Raw genomic sequence first — 18,197 nt, 5'->3', positions numbered from 1 at the left:
GATCGTCGCGCGGCGCGACACGGTCGTCCCAGGGCCATCGGTCCCGCCGGGCTGCGCCGAACGGCCCGGCAAGTGATCTCTCAACGGCCGGCGCGCCAGGGGTCGTCCGGCTACCGAGGGGCTTTTCCTCACCTACGGAGTCGGTACGTCGTTGCTGAGCATGCGCAACCCGGCCGTTGCCCGGGCCCGAGTGCCGGTGAACTGAGCGAAGTCAGTCGCCCGGCGGCGGTTCGGTCGGCTCTGCCGGCGGCTTGTCCGCTTCTTTGTCACGGCGGTGGCTCTCCCGGTAGACCTCGACGCCGAGGTGGCGCACGATGCTCTGGTCGGGGTGTGCCGATCCGGTCGTCCGCCGGCTGGCCACCGTGCGCTTCGCGTCGCGCTGTGTGCGGGCCTTCTCGATGTCTTTCATGGCCGGCTCCCTTCTTCTACTTCCAGCACACGCCGGCTCGCGACCGTACGACAGGGCAGAAGTTCCCGCCGGGGTGGACCGGACGGCCCTGGCGCGCCAGGCGGCACCTGCGGACGATGGCACGAAGGGGTCCATCGATCGGAAGGGCGAGCATCATGATCGCGAGCAGGCACTGGAGCGTCGAGATCTTCATCGACGAGCACGAGGACGAGCGGACCACCCACGCGGAGGCCCGGCTGCACACCAACGACAAGACCCAACTCGTCGGCCGGGGAACCGCCCGCCGGAACCCGGGCGACACCGACATCGCCGAGATCGGCGACGAACTCGCCGTCGCCCGCGCATTGTCGAGCCTGGCCCACGAACTGCTCGACGCCGCCACCTCCGACATCGAGCAGATCACTCACGAGCACATCCACTTGCACAGCTGACCGCAGGCCCGGGTACCGGTCCTGTCCGGCGGGCCTTTCGAGGGGCCCGCCGCGATCAGGGCACGCCGAGGACGCTCAGGTTCTTCCCGATCATTGCGTCGACGCCGAGGCGGCGAGCGTCAGCCAGGGCGTCATCGGTGTCCACCGGCCAGGTGAAGACGACCTCGGCCCCACGCCGCAGCTCGGTGACGATCGCGGGAGTGAGCAGTCGCCGGTGGACGCAGACGCCGTACGCCGGTCGTCCGCGGAGCCGGGACCGCAGCCGGCGCAGCCCACGGCGGCTGCCGGCCGACAGCACGAGCCGCACGTTCGTCAGGTCGCGGAAGGCGGACAGCATCCACCAGTGCTGCGTGCACACGGTGACCGTGCCCGCCGGCACGACCTCGGTCAGCACGGTCGCGAGGCGGGCGGCGAGCCGGGGATGGATCCCTTTCAGGTCGAGCAGCAGACGGGGATCGCCGGCGGCCGCGGCCAGCAGTTCGCGGATCTCGAGCAGTCGGACGTCCGTGCGGCGGACCAACTCACCCCGATCCCACAGCCACCACGGACCGAGGGTCTTCCGGTGCCGAACCTCGAGTCGTCCCCGGTAGGCGTGCACGTCCGCCTCGACGAGGTCGGCGCCGAGATCGAGGGCTGACCGGAGGGTTCCGAGATCGTTGCCCGCGCGATGCGCGACGACGAGTTCCGGGGTCACGATGCCGTCGGTGCGGGCTCGGTGAACCAGCCGCGCCAGCGCAGGAACAAGAACGTGCCGCCCAGCAGGAGCGCGGGAATCCAGTAGAGCAATGCGGTGAGTGCGACGGCGCCGAAGGCGGCTGTCCAGGAGACACCGATCGACGCCAGGCCGGCGACCAGGGCGCCGTCGCGTGGACTCGCCCCGTGGACGCCGGGGAGCACACCGGCGATCTGGCTGGCTCCGAAGACCGCGATCAGGTGGAGCGGCGACACGGATCCGCCGACCGCGTCGATGGACCCGACCAGCAGGCCGAGGATCGTGGCCTGGTACCCGATCGACAGGACGACGCCGAGCGCGAACACCTTCGCCGACGGCCAGGGCCAGCGACCGACCAGGAGCGGACGCCGACGTCGTACGACGAGCGCGACCGCGAGGACCACGGCCGCGGCGCCGAGGGCGATCGCGAGCACGGTCCACGGCAGGGTCACCCCGCTGACCACCACGGCGGCGACGAGTCCGACGGCACCGATGAAACGGTCCAGCGCGACCTCGGCGACCCCGCTGGCACGTCGTACGCCGATCTTCTCCAGCCGGTGGACGCGCCACAGATCCGCTCCGGCATGCCACGGTGAGATCAGGCCGAGGACCTCACTCTCCGCGTAGGCGCGCAGATGCCACCGGCGCGGGCGGCCGCTGGTCGAGATCGCGTGCCAGCGCGTCGGGCACAGCACGTACTTGCCGATCGCGAACGGCAGTAAGCCCAACACCGCGGGCAGCAGGACGGTGTGCGGGACGCGGTCGACATTCCACAGCGAGAGCCCAACGGCGGCCACGAGCGCGGCGATGCGCACGCCGCGGTGCGTCGCGATCGTGGGGATGAAGCGCGCGATCCTCGCGAGGTGCCTCTGGCCCTTGTCCATGACGGCTTCCTTCCGGGCCCGGGAACGGCGCTGAGACAGGCGCCGCGCCCGACGGTCCCTTGCCAGGACGATAGCCGCCCCGTTCAAGGTCGGCATCGTGACGCCTGTCGTGGACCTTTGCCAGCGAGCGAGGGAGGGATGGCCCTGTGCCGCTCCCGGTCGCCTCGGCAAGGGTGGAACGAGTGGTGGAGGGAGAGCTGATGGTCGCCGAGCGCGAGACATCGATGCTGCGAAGGACCGGTCGTGCGCACCAGATCGCCCGCGAGGTGATCGTGATCGCCGCCGTCATCGTGCTGTACTTCGGTGTCAGGGGCCTGATCGCGACCAGGATCGAGGTCGCCTACCGGAATGCCGAGCGCGTCATCGCCCTCGAGCGATGGACCGGCGTGTTCGTCGAGCCGAAGCTGCAGGCGGCCGTCACCACGCACGGCTGGATCGCGAACACGGTCAGTTACATCTACATCTATGGGCACTGGCCGGTGCTCCTGGCGACGTTGCTGTGGTTGCTGATCCGGCATCGTGACGCGTACCCGACGTTCCGGAACGCGATGCTGCTCTCCGGGACGATCGGATTGGTGATCTTCGCCGTCTTCCCGGTCGCCCCGCCACGCTTCCTGACGGCCTACGGCTTCATCGACACGGTCACGCAGGAGACCGAGGCCTACCGGGTGCTGCAGCCGCCGGCGTTCGTGAACCAGTACGCCGCCGTGCCGAGCCTGCACTTCGGCTGGAACCTGTTGATGGGGATCGCCGTCGCCAGTCTGGCCGGTCACCGGATCATGCGTTTGTTCGGCTGGCTGATGCCCGTCCTGATGCTCGCCGCGATCGTCCTGACCGCCAACCACTACCTGTTCGACGGCCTGGTCGGCGGCGTGATCGCCCTACTGAGTCTCTTCGTCGTGAGCCTGTTCGGCTCCGCCGGTCGCCGGCGGGGGGGAGGGCCGAAGGCCTGCGAGGTCCAGTGCATTGGGCCCTGCCGTGCGGCTCCGGCGCGAGGTGTGGTGGAGGTGAAGGCTACGGAAGGGAGACACCATGACGATGATCCAACACAGGGACCCCCGGCGTCAGTTCGCCGACCTGTTCGACTGGGCTGAGGGCTTGCCGAGTCTGTTCACTATGCCGGCGATGATGCGCGGCGTCCGGATCGAGGAGTTCACCGACGACGACAAGTACGTCGTCCGGGCGGAGCTGCCCGGCCTGGATCCGGCGAAGGACGTCAAGGTCGAGGTCGCGAACGGGATGCTGGTCATCTCCGCGACTCGTCAACAAGAAGAGCACGACGGGACCCGCTCGGAGTTCCACTACGGCACGCTCACCCGCCGGGTGCTGCTGCCGGACGGAGCCGACGAGAAGGCTGTCGTGGCCAAGTACACGGCCGGAATCCTCGAGGTGACCGTCCCGATCTCGGCGAAGCCCGCCGAGGCGCGCACGATCACGATCGACCACACCGACTGACACCGACCCGGCCCGACCTGGTGAACCAGGCCGGGCCGGCACACGAAGGGATGTGATGGTGATGAGGCGGTTGGTGATTCTCGGTGCCGGTACCGCTGGTACGACGGTGGCCAACAAGCTGAGGCGCCGGTTGGCGCGCGACGAGTGGCGGATCACGGTGATCGACCGCGATCGCGACCACCTGTATCAGCCGGGACTCCTGTTCATCCCGTTCGGGCGTGATCAGGCCGCTGATGTGCTGCGACCACGGCGGAGCCTGCTCAGGAAGGGTATCCAGTTCATCATCGGTGAGATCTCCGCTGTCGATCCGGAGCAGAAGGCCGTCCGGCTCTCCGATGGGGGAGTGGTCTGCTACGACTACCTCGTCATCGCGACCGGTACCAGCTCGCGGCCGGATCAGACCCCCGGAATGCTCGGGCCCGAGTGGCACCGCAGCATCCACGACTTCTACACCTACGACGGCGCCTTCGCGCTGCGCGAGGCATTGCGGGACTTCCCCGGGGGCAGGCTGGTCGTGCACGTCGTGGAGCAGCCGATCAAGTGCCCGGTGGCTCCGTTGGAGTTCACCTTCCTGGCCGAGGACTACTTCCGCCGCGAGGCCATCCGGGACCAGGTCGAGATCGTCTACGTGACGCCGCTGGACGGCGCCTTCACCAAGCCGATCGCGTCGCGGTACCTCGGACGGTTGCTGGACGAGCGGAAGATCGCGGTGGAGACCGACTTCCTGGTGGAGCGCATCGACGCCGAGCGCAAGACCCTGGTCAGCTACGACGACCGCGAGATCGGCTACGACCTGCTGGTCACCGTCCCACTGAACATGGGTGCGGACTTCATCGGCGAGTCCGGCCTCGGTGACGAGCTCAACTACGTACCGGTCGACAAGCACACTTTGCAGTCCACCGCGTATCCGGACGTCTTCGCCATTGGCGACGCCAACGATCTCCCGACCTCGAAGGCCGGCTCGGTGGCGCACTTCTCCAGCGAGATCCTGGTCGACAACTTCTGCCAGTACGTCGAAGGCCGCGCGATGACCCACCGGTTCGACGGGCATGCCAACTGCTTCGTCGAGACCGGCGACGGCAAGGCCCTGCTGATCGATTTCAACTACGACACCGAACCGCTGCCCGGGCACTTCCCGCTGGGATTCGGACCGTTGTCCCTGCTCCGGGAGACGAAAGCGAACCACTGGGGCAAGGTCGCGTTCCGCTGGATCTACTGGCATCTGCTGCTGCCAGGCCGCCGGCTGCCGGTGCCGGCCCGGATGTCGATGACCGGCAAACATCGACCGGACGAGGAGGTCCGACCATGACCGTCGTCAGCGTTGGCGACATCACCATTCATGTCGATTCCGAAGGATTCCTGACGGATTACGGCGAATGGACCGAGGATCTGGCGGTGGAACTCGCGAGCCGGATCGGCATCGAGCTCACCGACGAGCACTGGAAGGCGATCAGGTTCCTGCGTGCGGACTACCCGTCGCACGGGGAGACCGCCACCCTGCGCAGGGTGTCGACCTTGGCCGGCATCCCGATCAAGCAGCTTTTCGTCCTGTTCCCCGGCAAACCGGCCAAGAAGATGGCGTACGTCGCCGGCCTGCCGAAGCCCCGCGGTTGTGTGTGAAAGAAGGAAATGTGATGACCACCATCGACAGCATGCCGCTGATCGTTCCTGACTTCGGGGATGAGGCGACGGCAGGCCGCAAGCTCGCGATCATCTGCTCCAAGGGCAACCTGGACATGGCCTACCCCGGCCTGATCCTGGCCAACGCCGCACTGGGCGAAGGTGTGGAGACGCACCTGTTCTTCACCTTCTGGGGCTTCGACATGATCACCAAGTCGCGGATGAACGACCTGAAGTTCACCATGCTCGGCAACACCGCCACCCATATGCCACAAGGACTCGGCGGCCTGCCGGGCATGACCGCGATGGCCACGCACCAGATGAAGAAGCAGATCCACGACATCGGCGTCCCCGACGTACCGGAGTTCCTCGAGCAGATCGTCGCCTCCGGCGGTCATCTCTGGGCCTGCCGGATGTCTGCCGACATGATGCACCTCGACGAGTCCGACCTCTCCGACGACGTCGAAGGCATCATCAGCGCCGCCGACTTCATCGAGAAGACCGACGGCGCCCAGATCATCTTCATCTGAGCGCGTTGAGTGCTACCGGGCGGCCCGGGAGGCGTGGCGGGCTGCCGGGATCGCGAAGCAGAGGGCGGGGACGGACCAGAGCCAGAAACCCCAGCCGAAGCACATCAGGGCCAGATGGAAGGCGATGACCGCCACGTACCCGGCGCGCGGGCTCTTGACCAGGAGTACGGCGATGGTCAGTTCGGCCACAGCGAGGAGCAAGGCCCACAGCGTCGGGTCGGCCATGAAGATGTTCTGCCAGCCGTCGTACACCCAGCCGAACAGGGCGCCGTCGGCGAAGGGGCGGTAGGAGTCGGGAGTGGTCAGGGCCAGGTAGACGTGGACGCAGGCGCCTGAGGCGAACAGGGACACGAAGCCCCAGTGGATCGCGCGCCACACCGGGTTGGAAGCCACGGGTGTCGTGGCGGGATGTGTCGTCATGGGGATCAGCCTCCGGTGGCGGCGGCGGGGATGACGGCGACCGGGCAGTCGGCGTGGTGGAGGACGGTTTGGCTGACCGAGCCGATGAGCATGCCGGCGAAGCCGCCGCGGCCGCGGGCGCCGAGGACGATCAGGTTGGCGTCGGCGGCGAGGCGGAGGATGTGTTCGGCGGGGTGGCCGGTGATCTGGATGAGTTCGGCGTCGTGACCACCGCGCGCGTGCACCGCGTCGCGGAGCTCGGCCTCGGTGATCCGGTGCAGCTGGGTGCCGGCGGGCTGGGCGGCGACGACGCGGACGGCGAGGTCATGGCGCCGGGCGTAGTCCAGGCCGAAGTCGAGTGCGGTCTGACTCGCGGACGAACCGTCGTACCCGATGACCACCCGGATGCCGGCCTCAGTCCCGAGATCCGGTCGTACGACGACCACCGGGCAGCGGGCGTTCGCGGCGAGATCGAGGCCGGTCGAGCCGAGGAGTGCGCCGGCCATCAGGCCGAGGCCACGGCTGCCGATGACCACCAGCTTCGCGTCACCGGACGCCTTCACCAGGATGGTCGATGGCGGGCCGCTCTCGATCCGCGGATCGACGTCGACGGCCGGCGCGAGTTCGCGGGCCAGGGCGAGAGCCTTGTAGACGACGTCACCGGCCTCGGACGCGGAATCACCGGGCTGCATGGCATGGATCAGGCGAAGCTGAGTGCGCAGGGACTTGGCCTCGGCTGTCGCCCACCTGATCGCGATCTGGTCGGCCGGCGACCCGTCGATGCCGGCCACGACTGGCTGGTGTCTCATGCTGATCTCCTTGCCGTCTCCGGCAGACCGATCTCCTCGGCAGCTGTGAGCAGATCGCGCAGGCGCGCGACGAACCGGGCGGCGGGCGCGCCGTCGACCACGTCGTGGTCCACGCTGATGGTCAGCTGGAGGAACTCACGCTCGACCAGCCGGCCCTGGAACAGAATCGGACGCCGGGTGATGCCGCCGATCACGATGCTCAGTGTGTGGAGCTGGAACGCGATGCCCCAGCCGCCACCGGCGCCGAACATTCCGACGGCTGTCACACCGACGGTTCCTGCCAGCGCCCGTTGGCGCTGCGGCAACCGGTGCAGCATCCCGAGCAGACGGATGCGTACGAAGCCGGGGAGGATCAGATAGGCGCGTGCCCACCGTGCCTTGCCGACCGACGGGCTGAGGTGGGGATTCACCTTGACGTCGCGGATCTCGCGGTGCAGCTCCTGCACGGTGCGACTGCCGGCATCGCGCAGGACATGGGTGAACGCGAACGGACTCCCGTCGAGGTCGACCTCGACGGGTAGGCCGACGTCGACCTGATCGAAGATCACGTCCCGGCCGCGCAGATCGCGGTACGCCTGGACTGTGGGGTCGGCGGCGACCGCACGGGCCACGCACGCGATCACGAAAGCGGTGAACGAGAGATCCTCACCGGTCGTCTCCCGGTGCCGTCGCAACGCACCGCGGGCCGAGGTCACGTCCACCTCGAACAGGCCGTGAATGGCGTGGCGGCGCTGGGCGGCCCGGCCGGCATCGATCACGAGCCGGCGGGCCCAGGGCACGGGCACGACCTTCGAGTGCAGCTGATGCACGGTCCACCTCCGGAGCCGATCTGCTTCGAGCATGGGCTGCACGCGGCGCCTTCCGCATCGGCCGATCGGTCCGGGCGGACGGGTCTTTAGGCCCTACGGGGGTCGACCGAGCCGGAGTTCGCTCTAGGTGCATGGACTCATCGAGGTAAGGATCGGAGGATCGGATGCCCACCGTCCGTATCACGGCCACCACGGCCGCGCGCCAGGCGATCCGTCACCTGAGCGCCGGTCGTGGCGCTCCAGTGATGTTCGTCCAGTCCGGCGATGGCCGTGCCGGCGGTATGCCGATGTGCTACCCGGATGGCGAGTTCCTGATCGGCCCCGGGGACGTGCTTCTCGGGGAGATCGAGGGCAGCCCGTTCTACATCGACCGGCGGCTGGACCAAGCCCGGGGCGAGGTCACGTTCGAGCTCGACGTCGCGCCCGGTGGACCGGAGGGGTTCTCTCTCCCGGCTGGGCTCAGCGGCCATTTCGTCACCCGATCCACAACCTGTGCAACCTGAAAGGACGATCATGAAGGCAGCAGTTGTCACCGGCTTCTCCGCACCTCTGGAGATTCGGGAGGTGCCGATTCCCGAGCCCGGACCAGGGGACGTACTCGTCCGGATGGAGACCAGTGGGCTGTGCCACACCGACATCCACGCGGCGCACGGGGACTGGCCGGTCAAGCCGACGCCGCCGTTCGTCCCGGGCCATGAGGGCATCGGTGTGGTGGTGGAGCTGGGCGCCGGTGTGACCGACCGGGCGGTCGGTGACCGGGTCGCGATGGCCTGGCTCGGGTACGCCTGCGGCAGGTGCCGGTACTGCATCGGCGGCTGGGAGACGCTCTGCCTGGAGCAACGAAACTCCGGCTACTCGGTCAACGGCAGCTTCGCCGAGTACGCCGTACTGCCTGCCGCCTTCGCGACGCCGGTGCCCGCTGCGATCTCCTCGCGTGATGCCGCGCCGCTGACGTGCGCCGGAGTCACGACGTACAAGGCGATCAAGGTCGCCGGCGTGGCTCCGGCCGAGACCGTGGCGATCTTCGGCGTCGGCGGACTCGGGCACCTGGCCCTGCAGTACGCGCGGATCGCCGGCGGGATCACCATCGGCGTCGACATCGAGGACTCCAAGCTGAAGATGGCCACCGAACTCGGTGCTGACCATGTGGTGAACGCCGCCAAGACCGATCCCGTCGAGGCGATCCAGGCGCTCGGTGGCGCCGACGTCGCGGTCGCCCTCGCGGCGAACCCGCAGTCGTTCGACCAGGCCTTCCGGTCGCTGCGTCGCGGCGGGCGGCTCGTCTGCGTGGCTCTGCCCGGTGACAACGGCGCGCTCAGCCTGCCGATCTTCGACACCGTGCTGAACGCCAAGACCGTGATCGGCTCGATCGTTGGCACGCGCAACGATCTCGCCGACGTGTTCGCCCTGCACGCGGCCGGCCGGACCCGGGTCATCGCCGTCGACCGCAAGCTCGACGACGTCAACCAGTCCATCGCCGATGTACTCGCGGGTGACATCCCGGCTCGGGTCGTCTTCCAGTTCTAGTGAGGAGCTGAACCCATGAGTGTGCTGATCGGCTGCCCGGCCGAAACCGAACCCCGGGAGAACCGGGTGGCCCTGACACCCGACGTGGCGGCCCGCCTGCACCGCGCCGGTCTCGACGTGATCGTCGGGTCCGGCGCCGGCCGGGGGGCGTGGTTCCACGATGAGGAGTACGTCGCGGCCGGCGCGCGCATCGGGACCGGGGAAGAGGTCTACGCGCAAGCGGACGTCGTGGTGGTGATCCACCCACCGGCGGACCGCACGTTGCTCCGGGCCGGTCAGCTCCTGATCGGGCTCCTCGAGCCACTGCTCACCGCGGGGGACCTCGCGGATACGAAGGTGACTGCACTCAGCTTCGACGGACTGCCCCGCACACTGAGCCGGGCCCAGTCGATGGACGTCCTCACATCACAGGCCAACGTGGCCGGCTACAAGGCCGCAGTGCTGGCCGCGGACACGTTCGGCGGGTTCTTCCCGATGCTGATGACCGCGGCGGGCACGGTCCGCCCGGCGAAGGTCCTGGTGCTCGGCGGGGGAGTTGCCGGCCTTCAGGCCATCGGTACGGCGCGCCGTCTGGGCGCGCTGGTCACGGGGTACGACGTCCGAGCGGCCGCGCGGTCCGATATCGCGTCGACCGGTGCCTCGGTGCTGGACCTCGGTGGCGTCTCGGCGAGTGGCCAGGGCGGCTACGCCCGCGCGCTGACCGCCGAGGAGCAAGCCGATCAGCAGCGCGCCATGATCGCCGCGATCGGCGCCTTCGACATCGTCATCACCACCGCGCAGGTGCCGGGACATCGCCCACCCGAACTGGTTCCGGCGGCTGCGCTCGCGGCGATGGCGCCCGGCTCCGTGGTCGTCGATCTCGCGGCCGGCCCGCTGGGCGGCAACGTGGCGGGCTCGACTCCGGATGGTCGCCACGTCACAGCGAACGGCATCACCGTGCTCGGGGCCGGCAATCTGCCGGCCCAGGTACCGCGGGCCGCGTCGGCTGCCTGGGCTCGCAACGTCGCCGCGCTGCTCGACCACCTGATCCACGACGGTTCCGTCGTACTGGATCGCGGCGACGAGATCACCGCCGGTCTGCTGGTCTGTCAGGACGGCCAGGTCGTGCAACCGAAGGAGACACTGTCATGACACCTGTGCTGCTGGCGGACCTCACGGTCTTCGTGCTCAGCGTGCTGGTCGGTTTCGAGGTCATCACCAAGGTCCCGGCGACCCTGCACACGCCGCTGATGTCGGGATCCAACGCCATCCACGGCGTGGTCGTGGTCGGGGTGATGATCGTTGCCGCGAGCCTCGACACCACAGTGGGCTACGTGCTGCTGTTCGTTGCGGCCGTCTTCGCCGCCGCGAACGTCGTCGGCGGATACGTCGTCACCGACCGGATGCTCGAGATGTTCCGGACCAAGCCGAAGGCGAGGGCCGGGCGATGACCGTCTTCGACACCACGACCCACCTGCTCTACCTGGCCACCGCGGTCTGCTTCGTGCTCGGCCTGCAACTGATGAACTCGCCCGCGACCGCGCGGCGCGGCAACCAGTTGTCCGCGCTGGGAATGGCGGTGGCGGTCGGCCTGACGGTCGTCGTACTGGTTCATGACCGGACGATCACGGCCACCGCGGCCGTCGTCCTGGCTGCCGGGGTGGCCGTCGGCGCCGGCGCGGGGCTCGTCGCCGCCCGCCGCGTGAAGATGACCGCGATGCCGCAGCTCGTGAGCTTGTTCAACGCCGTCGGCGGTGGTGCGGCTGCGTTGATCGCGTTCGCGGACGCGCTGCCCGGCTCCGCCGGCCGGCCGATCAGCACCACGCTCGCGACCTCCCTGGACGTGCTGATCGGCGGCGTGACCTTCTCCGGCTCGCTCATCGCCGCGGGCAAGTTGGCCGGGTTCGTCCCAGGCCGGCCGCTCACCTTCCGCGGTGGTCGAGTGATCAACCTGCTGCTCGGGCTGATCGCTGTCACGGCCGGCTACCTGTACACCGCGCATCTCGGTGCGGGGACGACGCTCGCCGTGCTGACGGTCGCCGCGCTGGCGCTCGGCGTACTGATGACTCTGCCGATCGGTGGAGCCGACATGCCGGTGGTCATCTCGCTCCTGAACGCGTGCACCGGTACGGCGGTGGCGATGGCCGGATTCGTGATCGGCAGCACTCCGCTGATCATCGCCGGCGCACTGGTCGGCGCGGCCGGTGGCATCCTCACCAAGCTGATGGCAGTCGCGATGAACAGGTCGCTGCTGAGCATCGTCGCCGGCGGATTCGGCACCGGTGACGAGCAGTCCCGGCCACTGGTCGCGGCGACGGGCACGGTACGGTCCGTCACCGCCGACGACGCGGCCCTGCAGTTGGCGTACGCCGCGAAGGTGGTGATCGTGCCGGGGTACGGCCTGGCAGCGGCGCAGGCTCAGCATGAGGTGGTCGAGCTGGCCGAGGCCCTCACCGAGCACGGTGTGGACGTGAGCTACGGGATCCATCCCGTGGCCGGCCGGATGCCCGGTCACATGAATGTCCTGCTGGCCGAGGCGAACGCGCCGTACCCGCAGCTGAAGGACCTCGACGAGATCAATCCCCAGTTCCCGGCGACCGACGTCGTGCTCGTGGTCGGCGCGAACGACGTGACCAACCCGGCCGCGCGCCGGCCCGGCAACGCCGTCTCCGGGATGCCGATCCTGGACGTCGACAAGGCGCGCAGCGTGATCGTCGTCAAGCGCTCGCTCGGCCACGGCTACGCGGGGGTCGACAACGAGCTGTACACCAACCCGAGGACCGCGATGCTCTTCGGTGACGCGAAGGTCGTGCTCACCGCGTTGATCAGCGAACTCCAGGCCTATGTCCACTGAGGTGAGAACGATGGAAGACACGCAGGCAGTGACGGACGCGGATCGGGATGCGATGCTGCGGGCCGCGGTGGCGGCGCCGTCGATGCACAACACCCAGCCGTGGCGGTTCCGGTTCGCCGGGCCGACGGTCGAGGTGCACCGGGATCGGGAGCGCGAACTCCCGGCGGAGGATCCGTCGCGGCGGATGCTGTACGTGTCGCTGGGTGCGTCGATCTTCAATCTGCGAGTGGCCGCGGCGGCGCTCGGGATGGGCTCGGCGGTTCGTCACCTGATGGACCAGCGCCGCCCGGATCTCGTCGCGGTGGTGGAGCTCGATGCGCCGCTGATCGGAGAGATGGCCGGACTGGCGCCGTACCTCGCGCAACGCCGGACGAACCGGGAGCCGTTCAGCGATGTGCGGGTTCCGGACCAGGTTCGTGCGGAACTCGGGCTGAGTGCGCGGGTCGAGGGCGCCGTGCTGCAATGGCTCGATCGGCCGCCGATGCGGTGGTGGTTGCGGATGGCAACGACTGACGCGATGACCGCGGACGACGACGATCGCGGCCGGACGGCGGAGCGGCGCCGGTGGGTCGGTGGCGACCGGGCGGACGACGGCGTGCCGTCGGGCGCGCTCGGCCCCCGTGTCGCGGGCGGCGATCCGGTCGTCCGTGATCTGGCCGCCACCGGGGCCGACGAGCTGCGGCCGGTGGCGGACTTCGAGCGGGCACCACAGTTCGCGGTACTGGCGACCCGGTACGACGGACCGATCGAGTGGCTCCGGGCCGGCCAGGCACTGGAACGGGTGCTGCTCGAGGCGACCGCACAGGGCGTCTCGACATCGCTGCTCAATCAGGCGATCGAGCACGAGGGCCTCCGGTGGCAGATCAACGATCCGCTCGGTCCCTGGCAGCGTCCCCAGGCGGTGATCCGCTTCGGCTACGGTCCACCCGTCCCACCGACTCCCCGCCGTCCGATCGCGGACGTCCTGATCCGCGACTGACAGCGTGCCGGGGGATGGGCCGGGTGGTCCCGGAGGTCGGGACCTTGGGCCCTGACCATGGCGGCGGGGCTGGGCGAATCTTGAAATGCAGGGAAACCACCGGCTCGCCGGGAGCGGACCCAGGAGAGGTGGCCGGAGGCCACGAGATCCGCCGTCATCAAGACGGTTCCGGTCCGGAGAGCCGGTCCCCTGCGTCCAACCGCGCCGTACCAGGGGGTTGTCATGAACACCGGCAAGGAGCGGTCGGGGGAGCTGTGGGTGCTCGGGCAGGCTCGCCGGCTGGGGTTCGGGAAGAATCCGTTGCGCCGCCGGTCGGATCGCATCGAGGCGGTTGTGTTGTGGTGTGGGCTCGTCGTCGCGTTGCTGCTGATCCCGGTCGCCGCCGCGATCGGCACCGGCATCAGCAACGCCAGTGAGGAGTCGGCCGCCCGGCAGCGAGCGGTTCTGCACGAGGTGAAGGCCACGACCCTCGAGGACACCGCGACCGCCGTACCGAGCGCACCCGGCGACGTCATGTCGCGGGCTCAGGTCAGTTACGTCGACGCGAACGGCGTCGCCCGCGAGGGTATGACGAGCGTCGTCATCGGTACGAAGGCCGGAGACGAGGTGACGATCTGGCTCGACCACTCCGGGAACATCGTCCGCACGCCGCGCTCGGGCGCCGACAGCTCGGCCTTCGGTACCTCCGCCGGCTTCCTCATGCTGGCCGGTTCCTGGCTCCTGCTCTGGGGCCTGGTACGACTCGCCCGCGTCCCGCTGGACCGCAGCCGCACACGGGAATGGGAGAACGAATGGCGTGCAGTCGCCCCACGGTGGCTGCACGGCCAGAAATGACGGCGTGAAGGCCTGCCCCGAGGTCGGGGCAGGCCTTCCGCACTGTTGTCACTTACGGCGCGCGATGCGGTCCATCGCGGCCTGGACCGCGGTCTCGCTCGGTTGCGGCCAGAACACGTCCCACGCGTGGAAGACGATTCCGATACCCCAGCCGAAGATCGGGAAGGCGGGCCAGAAGAATTCCGCACCGGTCAGGTACCAGATGACCACCAGGAAGGTGTTCACCGTCAGGTAGGCGAGGACGTGTCCCGCGAGGTCGTGCCGCTTGCGGAGATCCTCGACCGCCTGCTTGCGCAGCGTCTCGTCGTTGTCGGCCGGAAGAGGCCGATCGACGACCTTCTCGTCCATGACTGCCTCCTTACTCATCACTTCCACCGTCTGCCGGTTCGGGCCGTCCGGTCAGGGCACCAAGGCGCGACCTGAGCGGGACCTTCGGCTCTGCAGACCTCGCCACGACGGATCGACGCTGGCAGTGAGGGACGAGTGTGAGGAGGACGTGATGAGTACGACGACGTACCCCGTCCGCGTGGACGGGGCGATGGACGAGCGGCTGAATCGCTGGCTGTGGCTGGTGAAGTGGGTGCTGGTGATCCCGCACCTGTTCGTGCTGGTGGTGCTGTGGATCGGGTTCGTCCTGATGAGCTTCGTGGCGTTCTTCGCCATCCTGTTCACCGGGCGCTACCCGCGCGGAATCTTCGACTTCAACGTCGGAGTTCTACGGTGGACCTGGCGAGTGCAGTTCTATGCGTACGGCGCACTGGGAACCGACAAGTACCCGCCGTTCACCCTGGAGGACGTGCCCGATTACCCGGCGCATCTGGAGATCGCGTATCCGGAGCACCTGTCGCGCGGTCTGGTGCTGGTCAAGTCGTGGCTGCTCGCGATTCCGCACTACCTCGTAGTCGGATTCTTCCTGGGCGGCGGGACCTGGTTCGCCGTGCAGACGGACCGGCAGGGCTGGGCCTCCGGTCTGGTCGGCCTGCTGGTGCTGATCGGCGCTGTGGCCCTGTTGTTCACCGGGCGCTTTCCGCGGCCGGTCTTCGACCTGGTGCTCGGCATGGACCGCTGGGTGTTGCGGGTCGCGGCGTACGCCGGACTGATGGTCGACCAATACCCGCCGTTCCGCCTGGACATGGGCGGTGACGATCCAGGTACCACCAGGCTGGACGAGCCGCAGGACGAGCCGCACCCGGGGCTCTTACCACCGCCACCACGGCGCGAACCCGGGCCGCGGATGTCGGCCGGGCGGACGATCGCGTTGATCGTGGGCGTCCTGGTGACGCTGGCATCGCTGCTGGGGCTCACGGTCGGGGGAGCGATGGCCTGGCTTGATCAGGCGCGCCGTGATTCCGCCGGCTTCGTGACCTCGGACAAGGTGACGCTGAGCACGACCGGCTACGCACTGACGAGTGAACAGGTGACGATCCATGCCGGAGCCGCGTCGGTGCCGCACCGGTGGTTCGGTGATGCCCGGGTGCGCGTCGAGACGGTCAGCGGCGGCCCGGTGTTCGTGGGCCTCGCGTCCGTGACCGACGTACGCCGGTACCTGGCCGGGGTCGCGTACACGACAGTGAAAGCCGTCGGCCCGAACACCACGACGTACGCCGATCACGCCGGCACGGCGCCGTCAGTGGTGCCCACCGACCTGAACATCTGGCGGGTCCAAGCGGCCGGTCCGGGTGAGCAGACGATCACCTGGCCGATCGAGAACGGCGACTGGACGCTCGTGGTGATGGCCCAGGACGGCAGCAAGGCACTGAGCGTGCGCGCCGACGCCGGCGCCACCGCACCTGCGCTGCAGTGGGTCTGGATCGCGATCCTGACGAGCTCGGGTGTCTTCCTCCTGCTCGGCACGCTGACCGTCGTGCTGGCGGTCATCCGGCAGCCGAAGCCGGGACCTTCGACTCTGCAGACGACCCCCGGCCCGCGGGTCGAATGAGAGTGACGGAAACAACCGACTGAAGGGTCGATCATGAGCGTACGGGTTGGGATCAACGGGTTCGGGCGGATCGGGCGGGACTACCTGCGCTGCGTGCTCGAGCGGACGTCGAGCGGCATCGAGGTGGTCGCGATCAACGACGTCGCGGCACCCGCGACACTCGCGCACCTGCTGCGCTACGACTCGACCTATGGACCGCTGAAGGAAGAGGTCGGGCACTCCGACGACACGATCACGGTCGGTGGCCGCACTCTGCGTGCGACCGCCGAGCGTGACCCCGCGCGCCTGGACTGGGCCGCGGTCGGGGCCGACATCGTGATCGAGTCGACCGGCAAGTTCCGGACCCGCGAGGCCACCGGCGCGCACCTGACCGCGGGCGCTCGCAAGGTGATCCTGTCGGTGCCCGGCAAGGACGTCGACGTGACCGTCGTCCTCGGCGTCAACGAGGACGACTACGACCCGGCGATTCACCACGTGATCTCGAACGCCTCGTGTACGACGAACTGCGTCGCACCGATGGTGTCCGTGCTGCACCGGGCCTTCGGCATCGAGCGTGGACTGATGACGACGATCCACAGCTACACCAACGACCAGGTGCTGCTGGACTCGCCGCACAAGGATCTGCGCCGCGGGCGTTCCGGCGCCACGAACCTGATTCCGACGAGCACCGGCGCGGCCCGTGCGGTCGGCCTGGTCATCCCTGAGCTGGCCGGGAAGATCGACGGCGTCGCGGTGCGCGTCCCCGTCGAGGACGGCTCCCTCACGGACCTGACGGTGCAGCTGTCCGAGGCCGTCACCGTCGAGCAGGTGAACCAGGTCTTCGCGGATGCCGCGGCCGGACCGCTCAAGGGGATCCTGCGCTACACCACGGATCCGATCGTGTCCCACGACATCATCGGCGACCCGGCATCCTGCATCTTCGACGCCCCGCTCACGCAGGTCCAGGACCACCTGGTCAAGGTCTTCGGTTGGTACGACAACGAGTGGGGCTACACCAGCCGTCTGGTCGACATGACCGAGCTCGTCGCCGGTTCGCTGTGACAGGAGGAGCAATGAACAGCGAGAGAGTCGTCTGGCTTCACGGCGACGCAGATCCACAGCAGGTCGGCGTGAAGAACGCTCGATTGGCCGAGCTGACGGACGAGGGCATCCGGATTCCGGAGGGCTTCGCGGTGACCGCCGCGGCGTACCAGGAGTTCGTCCGCGAAGGCCGGCTGGGGCCGGTGATCGCGCGGGAGCTCCGCAGATACCGCGCCGGCCGGGACCTCGTCGTGGTCGCCGCCGCGATCCGGACCGCCTTCCGGGACACATCGCTGCCGCAGGCCGTCAGCGACGAGATCCTCGCCGCCTACGAGGACCTGGGCGGTGACGGTACCGAGGTGGCGGTCCGGAGCAGTCCGGCCGAGACGCAGGACGACGTGGCCGACGAGACCTTCCTGCATCTGCGCAGCGGAGCGGATGTGCTCGCGGCCTGCCGCCGGTGCTTCGCGTCGCTGTTCAGTGCCGTTGCCGTTGGCAACCGTGAGCACCGGGGCCCGGACCACCTGGTGGCCGCCATGCCGGTCACCGTGCAGCGGATGGTACGCGCGGATCTGGGGAGCTCCGGCACGGTCCGTGGCGAGAGCACCTTCGTGCGGGTCCGTGCCGCGTGGGGTCTGGGGGAGCCGGTCTCCGGCGATGCCGACCAGTACTCCGTGCATCCGGGCGCGCGCCCGATGATCGTGAAGCACCGCGGCGCCAAGCGAGCCAAGACCGTGTACGCCGGACTCCGCGGCACCGAGGTGGTTCAGACCACCCCCGAGGAACGGTCAGGGCTGGTGTTGACCGATGACGACATCGAGGAACTCGCCCGCTGGTCGGTCATCGCCGACAAGCACTTCAAGCGGCCGATGGAACTCGAATGGGCCAAGGATGGTCGCTCCGGCGGCCTCTACCTGGTCGAGGTCCGCGCGCGGGTGCTGCCCGTGGTGACCATCGACGGTCCCGGTCGAGCGGTTCCGGTGCTTCAGTACACCAGGGAACGGTGA

General features: G+C 68.8%; 23 protein-coding genes. 16 read left to right on the top strand and 7 right to left on the bottom strand.

Annotated elements, in window-relative coordinates:
* Nucleotides 1–211: 211 nt before the first annotated feature.
* Nucleotides 212–409, bottom strand: coding sequence for a hypothetical protein (locus tag OG555_RS39980; protein WP_329478902.1), 198 nt, complete (start codon nt 407–409; stop codon nt 212–214).
* A gap of 155 nt (nt 410–564) precedes the next feature.
* On the opposite strand from OG555_RS39980, the gene OG555_RS39975 reads away from it, so the two are divergent.
* Nucleotides 565–840, top strand: coding sequence for a DUF1876 domain-containing protein (locus OG555_RS39975; protein ID WP_329478898.1), 276 nt, complete (start codon nt 565–567; stop codon nt 838–840).
* Nucleotides 841–895: 55 nt separating this feature from the next.
* Here OG555_RS39975 and OG555_RS39970 read toward each other — a convergent pair whose 3' ends face one another.
* Both OG555_RS39970 and OG555_RS39965 read right to left on the bottom strand, forming a co-directional pair.
* The gene (locus OG555_RS39970) at nt 896–1,534 is read right to left on the bottom strand and encodes a glycerophosphodiester phosphodiesterase (RefSeq protein WP_329478896.1); all 639 of its coding nucleotides are present in this window, start codon (nt 1,532–1,534) and stop codon (nt 896–898) included.
* Nucleotides 1,531–2,436 (bottom strand): lysylphosphatidylglycerol synthase domain-containing protein, encoded by a 906-nt coding sequence (locus OG555_RS39965; RefSeq protein ID WP_329478894.1) that lies wholly within the window; start codon nt 2,434–2,436, stop codon nt 1,531–1,533. The genes OG555_RS39970 and OG555_RS39965 overlap by 4 nt, the downstream gene beginning before the upstream one ends.
* Before the next feature lie 182 nt (nt 2,437–2,618).
* On the opposite strand from OG555_RS39965, the gene OG555_RS39960 reads away from it, so the two are divergent.
* From OG555_RS39960 to OG555_RS39940, 5 genes are all read left to right on the top strand, one after another.
* Nucleotides 2,619–3,530, top strand: a complete 912-nt coding sequence (locus tag OG555_RS39960; protein WP_329478892.1) for a phosphatase PAP2 family protein — start codon at nt 2,619–2,621, stop codon at nt 3,528–3,530.
* Nucleotides 3,475–3,891 (top strand): Hsp20/alpha crystallin family protein, encoded by a 417-nt coding sequence (locus OG555_RS39955; RefSeq protein ID WP_329478891.1) that lies wholly within the window; start codon nt 3,475–3,477, stop codon nt 3,889–3,891. Before OG555_RS39960 ends, OG555_RS39955 begins: the two co-directional genes overlap by 56 nt.
* A gap of 61 nt (nt 3,892–3,952) precedes the next feature.
* Nucleotides 3,953–5,200 carry a type III sulfide quinone reductase, selenoprotein subtype gene (gene sqr / locus OG555_RS39950; protein ID WP_329478889.1) on the top strand — a complete coding sequence of 416 codons (1,248 nt, stop codon included), beginning with the start codon at nt 3,953–3,955 and terminating at the stop codon, nt 5,198–5,200.
* Complete coding sequence (locus OG555_RS39945) at nt 5,197–5,511, top strand: TusE/DsrC/DsvC family sulfur relay protein (protein ID WP_329478886.1); 315 nt, start codon at nt 5,197–5,199, stop codon at nt 5,509–5,511. Before sqr ends, OG555_RS39945 begins: the two co-directional genes overlap by 4 nt.
* A 14-nt stretch (nt 5,512–5,525) precedes the next feature.
* Complete coding sequence (locus OG555_RS39940; protein ID WP_329478884.1) at nt 5,526–6,041, top strand: DsrE/DsrF/DrsH-like family protein; 516 nt, start codon at nt 5,526–5,528, stop codon at nt 6,039–6,041.
* Nucleotides 6,042–6,053: 12 nt separating this feature from the next.
* Here the strand turns inward: OG555_RS39940 and OG555_RS39935 are convergent, their stop codons facing one another.
* The 3 genes from OG555_RS39935 to OG555_RS39925 are packed head-to-tail and all read right to left on the bottom strand — an operon-like array spanning nt 6,054 to nt 8,058.
* A complete protein-coding gene (locus OG555_RS39935; RefSeq protein WP_329478882.1) occupies nt 6,054–6,461 on the bottom strand; it encodes a hypothetical protein in 408 nt (135 codons plus the stop codon).
* 5 nt (nt 6,462–6,466) lie between these two features.
* Nucleotides 6,467–7,249 (bottom strand): universal stress protein, encoded by a 783-nt coding sequence (locus OG555_RS39930; RefSeq protein WP_329478879.1) that lies wholly within the window; start codon nt 7,247–7,249, stop codon nt 6,467–6,469.
* On the bottom strand, nt 7,246–8,058 hold the full coding sequence (locus OG555_RS39925) for a 2-oxo acid dehydrogenase subunit E2 (protein ID WP_329478877.1): 813 nt from the start codon (nt 8,056–8,058) through the stop codon (nt 7,246–7,248). The genes OG555_RS39930 and OG555_RS39925 overlap by 4 nt, the downstream gene beginning before the upstream one ends.
* Before the next feature lie 164 nt (nt 8,059–8,222).
* Between OG555_RS39925 and OG555_RS39920 the strand changes: the two genes are divergently transcribed.
* The 7 genes from OG555_RS39920 (at nt 8,223) to OG555_RS39890 (ending at nt 14,231) form a co-directional block, all read left to right on the top strand.
* Nucleotides 8,223–8,561 carry a DUF779 domain-containing protein gene (locus OG555_RS39920; protein ID WP_329478875.1) on the top strand — a complete coding sequence of 113 codons (339 nt, stop codon included), beginning with the start codon at nt 8,223–8,225 and terminating at the stop codon, nt 8,559–8,561.
* Nucleotides 8,562–8,571: 10 nt separating this feature from the next.
* Nucleotides 8,572–9,585 carry a zinc-dependent alcohol dehydrogenase gene (locus OG555_RS39915; protein WP_329478873.1) on the top strand — a complete coding sequence of 338 codons (1,014 nt, stop codon included), beginning with the start codon at nt 8,572–8,574 and terminating at the stop codon, nt 9,583–9,585.
* Nucleotides 9,586–9,600: 15 nt separating this feature from the next.
* Nucleotides 9,601–10,716, top strand: a complete 1,116-nt coding sequence (locus OG555_RS39910) for an NAD(P) transhydrogenase subunit alpha (protein WP_329478871.1) — start codon at nt 9,601–9,603, stop codon at nt 10,714–10,716.
* A complete protein-coding gene (locus OG555_RS39905) occupies nt 10,713–11,015 on the top strand; it encodes an NAD(P) transhydrogenase subunit alpha (RefSeq protein ID WP_329478869.1) in 303 nt (100 codons plus the stop codon). The genes OG555_RS39910 and OG555_RS39905 overlap by 4 nt, the downstream gene beginning before the upstream one ends.
* Nucleotides 11,012–12,418 carry an NAD(P)(+) transhydrogenase (Re/Si-specific) subunit beta gene (locus tag OG555_RS39900; RefSeq protein WP_329478867.1) on the top strand — a complete coding sequence of 469 codons (1,407 nt, stop codon included), beginning with the start codon at nt 11,012–11,014 and terminating at the stop codon, nt 12,416–12,418. The genes OG555_RS39905 and OG555_RS39900 overlap by 4 nt, the downstream gene beginning before the upstream one ends.
* A gap of 10 nt (nt 12,419–12,428) precedes the next feature.
* Entirely contained in the window at nt 12,429–13,397 is a 969-nt protein-coding gene (locus tag OG555_RS39895; protein ID WP_329478864.1) for an Acg family FMN-binding oxidoreductase, read from the top strand.
* A gap of 222 nt (nt 13,398–13,619) precedes the next feature.
* A complete protein-coding gene (locus tag OG555_RS39890; RefSeq protein WP_329478861.1) occupies nt 13,620–14,231 on the top strand; it encodes an Rv1733c family protein in 612 nt (203 codons plus the stop codon).
* A 48-nt stretch (nt 14,232–14,279) separates the two neighbouring features.
* Here OG555_RS39890 and OG555_RS39885 read toward each other — a convergent pair whose 3' ends face one another.
* Nucleotides 14,280–14,579, bottom strand: a complete 300-nt coding sequence (locus OG555_RS39885; protein WP_329478859.1) for a 2TM domain-containing protein — start codon at nt 14,577–14,579, stop codon at nt 14,280–14,282.
* A 151-nt stretch (nt 14,580–14,730) separates the two neighbouring features.
* Here OG555_RS39885 and OG555_RS39880 point away from each other — a divergent pair, with 151 nt between their 5' ends.
* The 3 genes from OG555_RS39880 to OG555_RS39870 are packed head-to-tail and all read left to right on the top strand — an operon-like array spanning nt 14,731 to nt 18,197.
* Nucleotides 14,731–16,170, top strand: coding sequence for a DUF4389 domain-containing protein (locus OG555_RS39880; protein WP_329478857.1), 1,440 nt, complete (start codon nt 14,731–14,733; stop codon nt 16,168–16,170).
* A gap of 33 nt (nt 16,171–16,203) precedes the next feature.
* Entirely contained in the window at nt 16,204–17,211 is a 1,008-nt protein-coding gene (gap, locus tag OG555_RS39875) for a type I glyceraldehyde-3-phosphate dehydrogenase (RefSeq protein ID WP_329478855.1), read from the top strand.
* An 11-nt stretch (nt 17,212–17,222) separates the two neighbouring features.
* Nucleotides 17,223–18,197 (top strand): PEP/pyruvate-binding domain-containing protein, encoded by a 975-nt coding sequence (locus tag OG555_RS39870; protein WP_329478853.1) that lies wholly within the window; start codon nt 17,223–17,225, stop codon nt 18,195–18,197.

This window comes from Kribbella sp. NBC_01484 (assembly GCF_036227145.1).
Lineage (GTDB): Bacteria > Actinomycetota > Actinomycetes > Propionibacteriales > Kribbellaceae > Kribbella.
This window is presented reverse-complemented; position numbering and strand designations above follow the sequence as displayed.